The 12,512-nt window shown below is 38.8% G+C and carries 14 protein-coding genes; 5 read left to right on the plus strand and 9 right to left on the minus strand.

Going from position 1 to position 12,512, the window contains the following annotated elements:
• The 4 genes from Q0X72_RS03980 (at window position 1) to Q0X72_RS03995 (ending at window position 3,914) form a co-directional block, all read left to right on the plus strand.
• Entirely contained in the window at window positions 1-957 is a 957-nt protein-coding gene (locus Q0X72_RS03980) for a CdaR family protein (protein ID WP_297762242.1), read from the plus strand.
• On the plus strand, window positions 954-1,538 hold the full coding sequence (coaE, locus tag Q0X72_RS03985; protein WP_297762244.1) for a dephospho-CoA kinase: 585 nt from the start codon (window positions 954-956) through the stop codon (window positions 1,536-1,538). The genes Q0X72_RS03980 and coaE overlap by 4 nt, the downstream gene beginning before the upstream one ends.
• Window positions 1,539-1,620: 82 nt before the next feature.
• Window positions 1,621-3,198 (plus strand): HAMP domain-containing sensor histidine kinase, encoded by a 1,578-nt coding sequence (locus tag Q0X72_RS03990; protein ID WP_297762246.1) that lies wholly within the window; start codon window positions 1,621-1,623, stop codon window positions 3,196-3,198.
• A gap of 5 nt (window positions 3,199-3,203) precedes the next feature.
• The gene (locus tag Q0X72_RS03995) at window positions 3,204-3,914 is read left to right on the plus strand and encodes a response regulator transcription factor (RefSeq protein WP_297762248.1); all 711 of its coding nucleotides are present in this window, start codon (window positions 3,204-3,206) and stop codon (window positions 3,912-3,914) included.
• A 46-nt stretch (window positions 3,915-3,960) separates the two neighbouring features.
• Here the strand turns inward: Q0X72_RS03995 and Q0X72_RS04000 are convergent, their stop codons facing one another.
• The 8 genes from Q0X72_RS04000 to Q0X72_RS04035 are packed head-to-tail and all read right to left on the minus strand — an operon-like array spanning window position 3,961 to window position 11,174.
• Window positions 3,961-4,461 (minus strand): gluconokinase, encoded by a 501-nt coding sequence (locus Q0X72_RS04000; RefSeq protein WP_297762250.1) that lies wholly within the window; start codon window positions 4,459-4,461, stop codon window positions 3,961-3,963.
• Window positions 4,458-5,375 carry a tRNA (adenosine(37)-N6)-dimethylallyltransferase MiaA gene (gene miaA, locus Q0X72_RS04005; RefSeq protein ID WP_297762252.1) on the minus strand — a complete coding sequence of 306 codons (918 nt, stop codon included), beginning with the start codon at window positions 5,373-5,375 and terminating at the stop codon, window positions 4,458-4,460. The genes Q0X72_RS04000 and miaA overlap by 4 nt, the downstream gene beginning before the upstream one ends.
• Window positions 5,375-6,220 carry an ion transporter gene (locus Q0X72_RS04010; protein ID WP_297762254.1) on the minus strand — a complete coding sequence of 282 codons (846 nt, stop codon included), beginning with the start codon at window positions 6,218-6,220 and terminating at the stop codon, window positions 5,375-5,377. The genes miaA and Q0X72_RS04010 overlap by 1 nt, the downstream gene beginning before the upstream one ends.
• A gap of 5 nt (window positions 6,221-6,225) precedes the next feature.
• The gene (locus Q0X72_RS04015) at window positions 6,226-7,347 is read right to left on the minus strand and encodes an exonuclease domain-containing protein (protein WP_297762255.1); all 1,122 of its coding nucleotides are present in this window, start codon (window positions 7,345-7,347) and stop codon (window positions 6,226-6,228) included.
• A gap of 40 nt (window positions 7,348-7,387) precedes the next feature.
• The gene (locus tag Q0X72_RS04020) at window positions 7,388-8,047 is read right to left on the minus strand and encodes a YggS family pyridoxal phosphate-dependent enzyme (RefSeq protein ID WP_297762257.1); all 660 of its coding nucleotides are present in this window, start codon (window positions 8,045-8,047) and stop codon (window positions 7,388-7,390) included.
• A gap of 8 nt (window positions 8,048-8,055) precedes the next feature.
• Window positions 8,056-9,291, minus strand: coding sequence for a DUF1015 domain-containing protein (locus tag Q0X72_RS04025; RefSeq protein ID WP_297762259.1), 1,236 nt, complete (start codon window positions 9,289-9,291; stop codon window positions 8,056-8,058).
• The gene (locus Q0X72_RS04030) at window positions 9,291-10,184 is read right to left on the minus strand and encodes a 3-hydroxyacyl-CoA dehydrogenase family protein (protein WP_297762313.1); all 894 of its coding nucleotides are present in this window, start codon (window positions 10,182-10,184) and stop codon (window positions 9,291-9,293) included. The genes Q0X72_RS04025 and Q0X72_RS04030 overlap by 1 nt, the downstream gene beginning before the upstream one ends.
• A 30-nt stretch (window positions 10,185-10,214) precedes the next feature.
• Window positions 10,215-11,174, minus strand: a complete 960-nt coding sequence (locus Q0X72_RS04035; protein ID WP_297762261.1) for a Gfo/Idh/MocA family oxidoreductase — start codon at window positions 11,172-11,174, stop codon at window positions 10,215-10,217.
• Window positions 11,175-11,289: 115 nt separating this feature from the next.
• Here Q0X72_RS04035 and Q0X72_RS04040 point away from each other — a divergent pair, with 115 nt between their 5' ends.
• Complete coding sequence (locus Q0X72_RS04040) at window positions 11,290-11,931, plus strand: protein-L-isoaspartate(D-aspartate) O-methyltransferase (protein ID WP_297762263.1); 642 nt, start codon at window positions 11,290-11,292, stop codon at window positions 11,929-11,931.
• 67 nt (window positions 11,932-11,998) lie between these two features.
• On the opposite strand, the gene smpB is transcribed toward Q0X72_RS04040, so the two are convergent.
• The gene (gene smpB, locus Q0X72_RS04045; protein WP_297762315.1) at window positions 11,999-12,460 is read right to left on the minus strand and encodes an SsrA-binding protein SmpB; all 462 of its coding nucleotides are present in this window, start codon (window positions 12,458-12,460) and stop codon (window positions 11,999-12,001) included.
• Window positions 12,461-12,512: the final 52 nt, after the last annotated feature.

Raw genomic sequence — 12,512 nt, forward strand, 5'->3', positions numbered from 1 at the left:
ATGGCTGCAAAACAAGTTTTAAAAGGTGCTGTAAAGCGAAAAGTGAAGGTCTTTGTGATCTTATTGTTTTGCTCATTTTTAGCATGGCTTGTCAGTAAACTATCTGATACACATACAGATAGGACTACTTTTGACTTGGTCTATACCAACATTCCCGATTCCCTTTTTTTTCTAGGGGCGTCCAAAGACAATTTAACAATTACGGCAAGGGGCAGTGGTTGGCAGTTTCTGGGATCCCGATTTGCAACCAGGAAATTGTCGATTGATCTTAATGAGATGAGTTATCGTGGTAATAAATTTTTCCTCGCAGAACCGGTATACAGAAAACAGATTGAATCTAAACTTCCGGATGCCATGACCATCCTTCAAATGGATCAGGATACCATATTTTTTGATTTTACCCGTATGATCAGTAAGAAAGTACCCGTTCGCGTAGATGCTACTATAGACCTTGCACAAAATTACCTTATGTATGGTGATCTGGAAATTTCACCGGACTCTGTTGTTTTAAGAGGCCCGTTGCAGGAAATAGACACCATTAAAGAAGCACATACAGAGGCTGTTATCCTTTCTGATATAACCGATAGTTTTAAAAGAACACTACAGCTCTTAAAACCATCTGATCTGGTTCATGCGGTATACGAACAGCAAAGTGTAACCTTTTCGGCAACGGTATTCCGCTTTTCTGAAAAAATATTTCAGGTGCCCGTGGAAGTAGCCAATCTGCCTCAGGGAACGCAAATAAGGACCTTTCCCAATACTGTAGAGGTTTTGTGCAAAGCGAGCATAGAACGACTTAAGGAGATAGTTCCTACGGATTTCAGGATAATTGCAGACCTGGCAGATATCAAAGAAGATTCACCCTTTTTGCCATTATATTTAATTCAACAACCAGACAGTCTTCCAAGTGTTCAGATGAGGCAATCACAGGTAGAATTCATTTTAAAAAGAGAATGATACGAATAGGGTTAACCGGGGGTATAGGTAGTGGTAAGACCACCGTAGCTGCAATGTTTGAGGATCTAGGCGTCGCAGTTTATAACTCGGATATAGAGGCAAAAAGATTAATGAATGAAGATCCCGGAATACGAACTGCAATTAGAACTCTTTTCGGAGAAATGGCATATCAAAATAATGCGTTGAATAGAAAATTCCTTGCTGAAAAGGCGTTTAAAAATAGAGAGCTACTTATAGCTTTAAATGAAATTGTACATCCTGCCGTACGCCAAGATTTTAAGACCTGGGTTGAAAAGCAAGAAGGTGAGTACGTGATACAGGAGGCAGCCATTCTATTTGAAAATGGAGGATACAAGAATTTTGACAAAATGATCTTAGTTACGGCGCCTAAGAAAGAAAGAATCGCCCGAATTAAACTTCGCGACCACCTAACGGAAAAGGCAATTCTGGAACGTATGCAGCACCAATGGCCTGTTAAGAAAAAAAAGGAACTGGCACAATATGTGATCATAAATAAAAACTTAGAGGATACACGTAACCAGGTACGTAAAATTCACGATCAAATCCTTCAAAAAAGTTGATAATCAATAATTTTAACATTTTTGTTAAGATTAGGTTAAACAAGCAATCCGCTAAATGTTAAATTTTTAATTTTACGCCAAAATGAATAAGCGATTATTTGTTTTTCTTGTCATCTTAATGAGCCTGTCCCTTATTGGGATCATTTCGGTACAATTATACTGGATCAAAAGGTCTGTAGATGACAAAGAAGAACAGTTCTCAAATGCGATAGCGGAGGTTCTCAATAGGGTCACAGACAAGATTGAGGAACGTGAAATGAGAGATTATTCCGATAGGTTCTTGAGCCTAAAGGATAGTCTGGGGGAGTTTAAGAGTTCGAACCTCAGTAATATCTTCTTTATAGACCGCGACATTAATTCTAACGAGATCCTTTTTTATTCTCACGGAATACTTGAGGAAGATTACAATATAGCATCTACGTTCTTTGACAGCGTTACAGGGGATACCGCAGCAATTAAAAATATCACCAGTAAGCGTACAAAAACAATTTTTAAAGAGGAATATGGCCTGGATGGTAAGGCATATAGCCTAAACCCTATTCAGAAACTCGAGAAGATAGGCGGACTTTCATCAATAGATAAAGCCGTTTTTGATGACGTATACAGACAGTATGCGGAAAATGTACCTATCCACAAGCGCGTCTCTAAACAGGAAATAGAATTATTGCTGAATCAGGAATTGAGCAATATGACGATAAATACTGATTTTCAATATGGTATTTACAGCAGGGGATTGCCTACAAAAGTAAAATCTAGACGATTCAAGTTCGGAGAGTCTACAATCTACAAGGCTCCTATCTTTAAGAATAGTGAAGGGACCAGTAATTTTGCCCTTCTGCTTTCGTTTCCGAGTAAAAAGAAATTTCTTTTGCAATCTGTCTTGGGAATGGCATTTTTGTCATTGCTTTTTACCTTGGTGATCGTAATTGCTTACGCCAGCGCTATTTATCAACTAATTCGTCAGAAACAGATCTCTGAAATTAAATCAGATTTTATCAATAATATGACGCATGAGTTTAAAACACCAATAGCGACAATAAATTTAGCAGTAGAAGCAATTCGCAATCCAAAGATAATTGGGGATGAGGCTAAAGTAAGACGGTATCTTCAAATGATTAGGGATGAAAATAAACGAATGCACGCTCAGGTAGAAAATGTATTACGGATCTCGAAACTGGAACGAAACCAGTTAGATATATCCAAGGATAGGGTAGATGCTCATGATCTAATACAGACCGCGATCTCTCATGTTGATCTGATCGTCTTGGACCGTGGCGGGTATATACATACTCATCTGGATGCAAAACGTTCAGAGATATTAGCCAATGAAATGCATTTCGGGAACGTATTAGTGAATATTATAGATAATGCCATCAAGTATTCACCGGAGGCCCCTAAGATCGACATTAATACGGAGGTAGTTAATAATTATCTAATTATTAAGATCGAGGATCAGGGTGCGGGGATGAGTAAGGCTGTGTTGAATAAAGTGTTTGAGAAGTTCTATAGGGAACATACAGGAGATTTACATAATGTTAAAGGCCATGGTTTAGGATTGGCCTATGTTAAAAAAATAGTAGAAGACCATCAAGGTGAAGTTTATGCAGAAAGTGAAAAAGGAAAAGGCAGCACTTTCTATATTAAAGTGCCTTTAATTTAAACGATATGGAAACAGTAAATAAGAAAATATTATTGGTAGAGGATGATCCGAATTTTGGTATCGTTCTAAAGGATTATTTATCTATGAACGATTTTGATGTCACTCTCGCCAAGAATGGCATGGAGGGATTTGAGAAATTTAAAAAGGACAATTATGATATCTGTATTTTGGATGTAATGATGCCTTATAAAGATGGATTTACCCTGGCCAAAGAGATCCGTGAAAAGAACGAAAATGTGCCTATCGTTTTTCTCACCGCCAAGACCATGAAAGAAGATGTCTTAAAAGGATATAAGGCGGGAGCTGATGACTATTTAAATAAGCCATTTGATTCAGAAGTTCTTCTTATGAAGCTTAAAGCAATACTTCAAAGAAAGGCATCTAGTACTTTGGCAGATAGCAAACAATTTGAATTTAAAATTGGTAATTTTCATTTAAATTCCAAACTCAGATTTTTAAAATATAAAGATGAAGAGCCCGCAAAACTTTCTCCCAAAGAGAATGAACTTCTCAGGTTGTTGGCCCTACATGAAAATGATCTTATGCCCAGAGAATTGGCGCTTACCAAAATATGGAGAGACGATAATTATTTCACCTCCAGAAGTATGGATGTTTACATAGCCAAGTTGAGAAAATACCTAAAGAAGGATGATGTAGTTGAAATATTAAACATTCACGGAGAGGGATTCCGTTTGGTTGTAAAAACTCCCCAGTAAACAAGATTGAACCAATATAAAAAAGGCATTCAAACGAGTGCCTTTTTTAATACCCTAATTTTTCCAGGATCTCGTTGATGATTTCCTTCGGTTCCAGTTCAATAGAAATACAAATCGCCTTTGTAGGTGGTTCTAAGTCATCGAACTGTGACCTTAATAGCTTGGCAGGCATAAAGTGCCCACTTCTTTGCTCCAGGCGTTTCAGAATAGCATTATAGCTGCCTTCCAGATAGATCCAAATCGGAACAGGATCCAGGTCTTTTTCTATAATGTCTCTATACATTTCTTTTAATGCAGAACACGCAATGACCGCGCCATTATTTTGATTTTCCCCCCCAAGCTTATTGAGGGCCATCAACCACGAGTACCTGTCTTCATCATTCAATGGCTCCCCTTTAGACATTTTCTGGATGTTCTTTTCAGGATGATAATCGTCACCGTCAAAGAAAGGAATTGAAAGGGTTTCTGCCAGCATTCGCCCAATGGTCGACTTTCCACAACCGGAGACTCCCATGATCACAAAGATATTTTTTGATGATTTTATCATAGCTGTTTTCTCAGTTCTTGTTGGATCCGCTCTACTATTAAGTTGAAGGACAGGTCATAATGGACCCATAAAATGGTTTTATTTTTACGAAACCATGTGCCCTGTCTCTTTGCAAAACGCCTGGTGTTTTTCTTTATTTCTTCTACCGCTTCTTCTAATGTGCAGTGCCCATCCAAGTATTGAAATAACTCTTTATAGCCAACAGTTTGAAGTGCATTAAGATTTTTAAATTCCTTCAAACCCGAGGCCTCTTGTAGAAGTCCGGCTGCCATCATACGATCAACTCTAGCATTTATCCTTTGGTAGACTACTTCTCTTGCGGCTTCTATACCTATAATAAGTGTTTTAAAGGGTCTGCTAGTCTTCTTGCGCCCCAGAAAGGATGAATACGGCTTCCCGGTTGCTCTCCATACCTCCAGTGCTCTTATAACACGTTGAGGATTCTGCAGATCTACTTTCTGCGCATATAATGGATCTGCCGTTACCAGCTCTTGCTGCAAAGGGCCCAAACCATTTTGGTCTAATTCCTTGTTAAGTACTTCACGAATGGAAGGCTCAATATCTGGAAAGGAATCCATACCAAAAAGTACCGCATCAATATACAAACCGCTGCCGCCAACCATGATCACCAGATCATGACGTTTAAAAAGCTTGTCCAGTAATTCCAGGGCTTCACGTTCAAAATCGCCTACAGTGTATGTATCGTGAATGCTTTTGTGCTGAATAAAGTAATGATTAGCCGTTGCAAGCTCCTCTTTGTCTGGTACAGCCGTACCTATATGCATTTCACTATAGAATTGTCTGGAGTCTGCTGAGAGGATCTCAGTCTTGAAATGTTTAGCAAGTTGAACTGCAAGGGCTGTTTTCCCTATTCCAGTTGGACCTGCAACTACCAAAAGGGTTTTTGGAGCCATTATTCATCTTTTAGCCTGAAACCACATACACGGCAATACATAGCATCAACACGTAAGATAACGGTACCACATTCTGCACAGTTTTTTTCTTCCTTATCCTTTTTTTTCTTTTTGCTCTTTCTCGCTTCAGTGACATATTCTGCACTAACTATCCCGGTAGGAACGGCAATAATTCCATACCCAACGATCATAATGATGGTAGCAATTATTTGTCCTAGTCCGGTTTCAGGAGAAATATCACCATAGCCAACCGTTGTTAAGGTAACTATGGTCCAATACACACTATGAGGAATACTGTTAAACCCGTGTTCCGGGCCTTCTACCAAATACATGATTGTACCCAAAAGCACGGATACAACCAATATAAAAAATACGAAAATGAATATTTTGGTACGGCTGGCTTTTAGCGCTCGCAGCAGATTATTGGACTCTCCTATGAATCGAACCAGTTTTAAGATCCGAAATACACGCAGTAAACGCAATGCCCTGAAGGCGGTTATATATTGTGAACCTACGATAAAGAAAGATAAATATTTTGGTATGGTAGAGAGTAAATCTACGATCCCGAAAAAACTGAAAATGTATCTCTTGGGAGATTTAATGCAAATGATTCGTAAAATATATTCAATTGTAAATAATATTGTAACAAACCATTCAGAGATGTTGAGAAATCCGTGGAATTTCTCATCGAAACTGGGAATACTCTCCAGCATAACCACGATAACACTAAAAACAATGACGACCAGCAGTACAATATCGAACATTTTGCCTGCCGGGGTATGAGTTCCGTAGATGATCTCATGCAGCTTGTATTTCCAGTCTTTATTTGGCTTAGGTGTATCCAATGTTTTTAATTGAGTTCAATTATCTTCAATACTTTCTTATAGTTAATATACGCCTCTACTTCTTGAACGATCTTAGCATTGCCTTCCATTGGGGTCATTATGGTTTCCAAGATATGAATATTATTGATTTGATAATTAAGATCATAAAATCCCATGCCTTTTAACTTACCATTTTTAATGAGAATGGCACTTCGCTCCCCTAATTCTCTTCCTTTATCCACTACCATAATGTTTTTGCCAGCCAGGCTAATGGCTTCCATGTCCGAATTCTCTTTGCTATTCTGGTCCAGAGATAAGGAAATCTCTTTTTTATGAGTTGGATATTTTGGAGAATTTCTTTTTAGTTCTTCACTCACTTTTAAAAAGGCGATGAGCTCATTACCGGTTCGTTCAAAAGTGATCTTCCGTGTTTCTTTCTGAAGACTTCTAGCCAACTTGGCGTTGGATGTGAAATGTTCATTTACACGTTTCTTAATATCGGAACTTTTTCCAATATAAATGACCTTTCCGTCCTTATTGTGCATATAGTAAACTCCTGTTTCTGAGGGCATCAAATCAACGATCTTTAATTGTCTGTGTGATAATTCCCCATGTGTCTCTGCTCTTGTAACTTCCGTTATAAAGGTCTTTTCCAGATCTTTGGTCAATAAGATCTTAAAGAGCTTCAAGGTTGCCAGGGCATCCCCATTTGCACGGTGCCGATCGCTAACAGCAATACCTAAAGATCTAACCAATTTACCAAGACTATGTGATTCAGCTTCGGGGATCAATGTTTTGGCAAGATCTACTGTGCAGAGGGTTTTGCGTTCAAAATTAAAACCTAGTCGCCTGAATTCTGTCCTGAGTATCCGGTAATCAAATTGTGCATTGTGAGCAACAATGACAGTATTCTGAGTTATTTCTACAATGCGTTTTGCAACTTCATGGAATTTGGGAGCAGTTCGCAGCATTTTGCTATTGATGCCTGTAAGATTTACCACAAAGGGTTGTATTTCGCGTTCCGGATTGATCAGAGTGATAAATTGATCTACTACTTGCTGCCCGTCAAATTTATGAATAGCAATTTCTGTGATGCCTTCTTCATTGTACTTGCCTCCGGTAGTTTCTATATCTAGAATTGCATACATATGATACTCTTCCTTGAGTCTTTCTGTTCATTTAGACCTTCTAGGTCTTATTTCTTGCTCCAAAGATACTACTTCCTATGCGTACCATGGTGCTACCTTCTTCTATTGCAATGGGGTAATCACCACTCATTCCCATTGAAAGTTCTGTGATATCCGGCAGCTCTTTTCTTAATGCCCGGTACATCGCCCCTAGTGTCTTAAACTCTTTCCGTATCTGTTTGGCATTCTCCGTAAATGTGGCCATCCCCATCAAACCTTTGATTTGGACATGCTCCAATTCCTGTAAAACTCTGCTATCTATCAATGCTTTTAATTCCTCCCTGTCGAAACCAAATTTGGTCTCTTCTTCAGCTATATGTATCTGCAATAGACAGGGGACCACCCGTTGTACTTTTTTAGCCTGTTTATTAATTTCCTTCAACAGTTTTAAACTGTCTACACCATGTATCAATGCAACGTAGGCCGCCATGTACTTTACTTTATTCCGTTGTACATGACCTATCATATGCCATTCGATGTCCTTTGGCAGTTCTGACCATTTTTGAGTCATTTCCTGGATTTTATTCTCACCAAAAACTCGCTGCCCGGCATGGTAGGCCTCGAGAATCTCATTATATGACTTTGTTTTTGAGACTGCTACCAGGGTTACATTTTCTGGTATTTTAGTTTTGATACTTTTAATATTAGCTGAGATAGACATAGGGCAAATTATAATTCATATATGGCTATTCCACTTTTAAGCTTCGGCTCAATGAAGGTACTTTTTGGAGGCATCACTAATTTGGCGTCCGCAATTGCCTTTATTTCATCTATAGTGATTGGGACCAAATTAAACCCAACTGCAAAACTCCCCTTGTCTATTTCGGTTTTCATACGAAGCACATTGTGTTTTCCGTAGCCGTATTGTATTCTCTTATCATTGCGTAGATCTTCAATGCCTAAGATAGGTTCCAAAATTGTCTTAAAAAGGATGTGTGTATCTAATTTGCTCAGCGGGTCGTCTAGAGGTAAAACATTTTTTCGCAAATAAAGCGAATAGAATTCCCCATCCAGGTACATGCTAAAATGGTGCTTCTTAGTAGGTTTATAAAGCTCCATTTCTGTCTTATTAATTCTATAGAGTTCGTCTAGCTTCACTAGGAATGACTCTTTAGTATGGCCGTTCAGGTCTTTGACCAACCTATTGAATTCGTAGATCCTGATTTCGCTTTCGGGAATGAGATAGCTCATAAAGTAGTTGTACGCTTCTTTGCCGTTGTGCTTTTCATTCCGCTTCTCGCACCATTGTGCCAAGAGATCTGAGGATGCACTTCGGTGGTGTCCGTCTGCTATATAAAGACTGTCTATATTGGCAAAAGCATCCGTAATCTCTTTTATTATCTTCCCATTTGAAATTTTCCATAGACGGTGTGAAGTTCTATCGGGTGTAGTAAAGTGATGTAAAGGATCTTCTTTTTTAGTATGCTGAATTATCCTGGCTATTGTTGGGTGATCCGGGTAGGTCATCAAAACAGGCTCGGCATTGAACTTTACGGTTTCAAGGTAATGGGCAAATAGTTGTTCCCTGCTTTCAATGGTATTTTCGTGTTTTTTAATGCGGTTATTCCTGTAATCCTGCACACTTGTGGCACAAAATATCCCGGAGCATTGAGTTTCATTTTTAATTATTTCATAAATATAAAAGCTCGCCTCTGCATCTTTTACGAAGACCTTTTCCTCCAAAAACTCCATATATCTGTTGTGCACCAATTTAAATCGTTCATCTCCAGATACTTTCTTTTGGAATTTAAATCCAGGATTAATAATGTGCAGAAAAGAGAAGGGGTTAAACTTTAAATTGGCTTTTAATTCTTCCTTGGAATAATCCTCATAAGAGCGCGATGCCACATGAGCTACTTTATCAGCGGCTGGCCTAATGGCTTTAAATGGTTTTACAATTGCCATTATGCATTCTTAAATTGGGAAGATACCTTTTCTGCTTTCCTGCTTTCGGCGTAATCGTAGAAACCTTCACCTGTCTTTACCCCTAATTTACCTGCCATTACCATATTTACAAGTAATGGGCATGGGGCATATTTTGGAGCTTTAAAGCCATCATATAATACGTTCAGGATGGATAAGCATACATCCAATCCAATAAAATCTGCCAGCTGTAAAGGCCCCATAGGATGTGCCATTCCTAATTTCATCACAGTATCTATTTCGGTTACCCCCGCAACACCATTGTACAAGGTTTCAATGGCCTCATTGATCATGGGCATTAATATTCTGTTGGCCACAAATCCCGGATAATCATTGACCTCAGTTGGGGTTTTACCCAATTCTATAGATAAGGCCATAATCTGTTCTGTTACCGAAGCAGATGTGGAATAACCACGTATGATCTCTACCAGCTTCATAATTGGTACAGGATTCATAAAGTGCATTCCAATTACCTTTTCTGGTCTTTTCGTAACAGAAGCTATTTGTGTTATAGATATGGAAGAAGTATTGGTAGCCAGGATTGTATCAGAAGGACAATGATCATCTAATTCCTTAAAAATTTGAAGTTTAAGGTCGAGATTCTCTGTAGCAGCCTCCACAACAAGATCCGATTGAGCTACTCCTGCTATGAGATCAGTATATGTTGCAATATTTTTTAAGGTGGATTTGGAAACCTCAGAAGTAATCGTATTTTTTTGTACCATTCTATCCAGGTTCCGGTTAATAGTTTCCATACCCTTTTTCAATGCCTGTTCTGAGACATCTACCATAGTTACCTTAAAGCCGTTTTGTGCAAAGACATGCGCAATTCCATTTCCCATGGTCCCTGCGCCTATCACAGTTACATTCTTTATCATATATAGGAGTTTGACTATTCTAATTATCTAAAACGAATCTATTATTTGCAATGCCACTCGTAAAGCTTTTGTGCCATCGGTTAGGGTTACCATAGGTGTGGTATCCTGTGTAATGGCATCGGCAAAGGTTTCCAGTTCATCCAGGATGGCATTATTGTTTTCGATGGATGGATTCTCAAAATAGATTTGTTTTTTGATCCCTTCAGCGTTTTGCAATATCATATCGAATTCACCTGGTGTTTCAGGAGCATCCTTCATTTTTACTACTTCCACCTTTTTTTCAAGAAAATCGACCGAAATATAAGCGTCTTGTTGAAAAAATCGGGATTTTCTCATGTTTTTGAGGGAAATACGACTTGCCGTCAGATTGGCTACACATCCATTTTTAAAGGCTATTCTGGCATTCGCTATATCTGGGGATTTACTGATCACAGATACACCACTGGCGTGGATCTCCTTTACTTCAGAGGGTACCACACTTAAGATGGCATCAATATCATGGATCATCAGATCTAGCACAACAGGAACATCCGTACCCCTGGGATTGAATTCTGCTAATCTGTGTGTTTCTATAAACATGGGGTTGTGAATGGAATCCTTAATGGCAGTAAATGCAGGGTTAAAACGCTCAACATGTCCTACCTGTCCTTTAACTCCGTGTTTCGTCTCAAGAACAATAAGTTCTTCGGCCTCTTCCAGTGTCTTGGTGATTGGTTTTTCAAGGAAGACATGTCTCCCTTTTTCCATGGCCTTTTTTGCACAATCGAAATGAGAAAGTGTAGGGGTCACAATGTCTACTACTTCTACGTCATCTATCAGTGTGTTGATATTGTCATAATACCGGTATCCAAATTCTGCCTCTACTTTTTTTCCACGAATGGCATCGGGATCATAAAAACCAATCAAATCATATTTCGAGGACTCCTTTAAGAGCCGTAAGTGTATTTTTCCAAGATGGCCCGCACCCAGCACTCCAACTTTGAGCATAGATCTTCAATTTTGTCAAAAATACGCAGATTAATCCTAAAACAAACCAAGCTGAGAAATACAAAATGTGGTAACTTTACCAATATCAAACGAAACTAAAGAAATTAAGAACTTTTTGAAAGATACCTTCAAACACAAGGGAATGCGGAATCAGCTGGCAGAACTGATTGCTTCTAAGGGCATTCGTAATAAAAAGGTCCTTGCGGCCATTCGCACCATCCCCAGACACTTATTTATGGATAGCAGTTTTGAGGACCATGCTTACCAGGATAAGCCCTTTCCAATTGCGGCAGATCAAACCATATCTCAGCCTTATACCGTTGCATTTCAAACCGAATTATTAGACGTGGAACCAGACCATAAAGTGTTAGAGATAGGAACAGGTAGCGGATATCAGACCGCTGTTTTATTGCATCTCAAGGCCAAAGTATATACTATAGAAAGACAATTGGAACTTTTTAAGAAGACCAATTTATTCTTTAAGAAAATGGGATACAGACCAAAGAAATTCGTTTTTGGAGATGGATATAAAGGCCTGCCCGAACACGCTCCGTTCGATGGCATCATAGTTACAGCCGGGGCACCAGAAGTTCCTAAAAAATTACTGGGTCAATTGAAAATAGGAGGGAAGTTAGTGATCCCGGTAGGGAAAGGAGATCAGGAAATGCTTCGAATTACTAGAAAATCTGATACAGAATTTGCTCAGGAAGAGTTTGGCACTTTTCGATTTGTACCTCTGCTGGAGGATAAGAATTAAGGAAATGATATTGGCAGGCATTTAGCCTAAAATGCCAGGAAGGAGGGAAGTACTTCCTCTTTTAACCCTACTTGTTAAAACTTTTTTTAATCCGGTCCAGGCGAACTTTGCTTTCTCTGTTCTTGATGGTTTCGCGTTTGTCATATAATTTTTTCCCTTTGGCAAGGGCTATCTTTATCTTGGCGAGACCCTTTTCATTTATAAAAACGGACAAGGGAATAATGGTGAGGCCGCTTGTATTCACCTCCTTATGTAATTTTTTTAATTCCTTTTTATTCATCAGGAGTTTACGCGCTGCTTTCGGTTGATGATTAAAATGAGAGGCATGAGAATATTCATCTATTTGCATATTCACAACGAACAATTCTCCCTGCTCATTAAATTCACAGAAGCTTTCAGTGATCGATGCCTTCCCAAGTCTGACAGATTTGATCTCGGTACCTGCAAGGACAATACCGGCAATATAGGTGTCGAGCAACTCGTACTGAAAATTTGCCTTCTTGTTTTTAATATTGATCTTGTTCTGCATGATGGCACAAAAATAAGAACAAATCTTGGAGCTCCTATGTTCATTTTGTGGA

It is taken from the genome of uncultured Muriicola sp., assembly GCF_947258935.1.
Classification (GTDB): domain Bacteria; phylum Bacteroidota; class Bacteroidia; order Flavobacteriales; family Flavobacteriaceae; genus Muriicola.

Coding starts and splice junctions, on each gene's coding strand:
- miaA (WP_297762252.1), bottom strand. CDS start 5,375: ATGGCTCCAAAAACCCTTTTGGTAGTTGCAGGTCCAACTGGAATAGGG.
- Q0X72_RS04015 (WP_297762255.1), bottom strand. CDS start 7,347: ATGTATGCAATTCTAGATATAGAAACTACCGGAGGCAAGTACAATGAA.
- Q0X72_RS04000 (WP_297762250.1), bottom strand. CDS start 4,461: ATGATAAAATCATCAAAAAATATCTTTGTGATCATGGGAGTCTCCGGT.
- Q0X72_RS04035 (WP_297762261.1), bottom strand. CDS start 11,174: ATGCTCAAAGTTGGAGTGCTGGGTGCGGGCCATCTTGGAAAAATACAC.
- Q0X72_RS03980 (WP_297762242.1), top strand. CDS start 1: ATGGCTGCAAAACAAGTTTTAAAAGGTGCTGTAAAGCGAAAAGTGAAG.
- Q0X72_RS03995 (WP_297762248.1), top strand. CDS start 3,204: ATGGAAACAGTAAATAAGAAAATATTATTGGTAGAGGATGATCCGAAT.
- Q0X72_RS04025 (WP_297762259.1), bottom strand. CDS start 9,291: ATGGCAATTGTAAAACCATTTAAAGCCATTAGGCCAGCCGCTGATAAA.
- smpB (WP_297762315.1), bottom strand. CDS start 12,460: ATGCAGAACAAGATCAATATTAAAAACAAGAAGGCAAATTTTCAGTAC.
- Q0X72_RS04020 (WP_297762257.1), bottom strand. CDS start 8,047: ATGTCTATCTCAGCTAATATTAAAAGTATCAAAACTAAAATACCAGAA.
- coaE (WP_297762244.1), top strand. CDS start 954: ATGATACGAATAGGGTTAACCGGGGGTATAGGTAGTGGTAAGACCACC.
- Q0X72_RS03990 (WP_297762246.1), top strand. CDS start 1,621: ATGAATAAGCGATTATTTGTTTTTCTTGTCATCTTAATGAGCCTGTCC.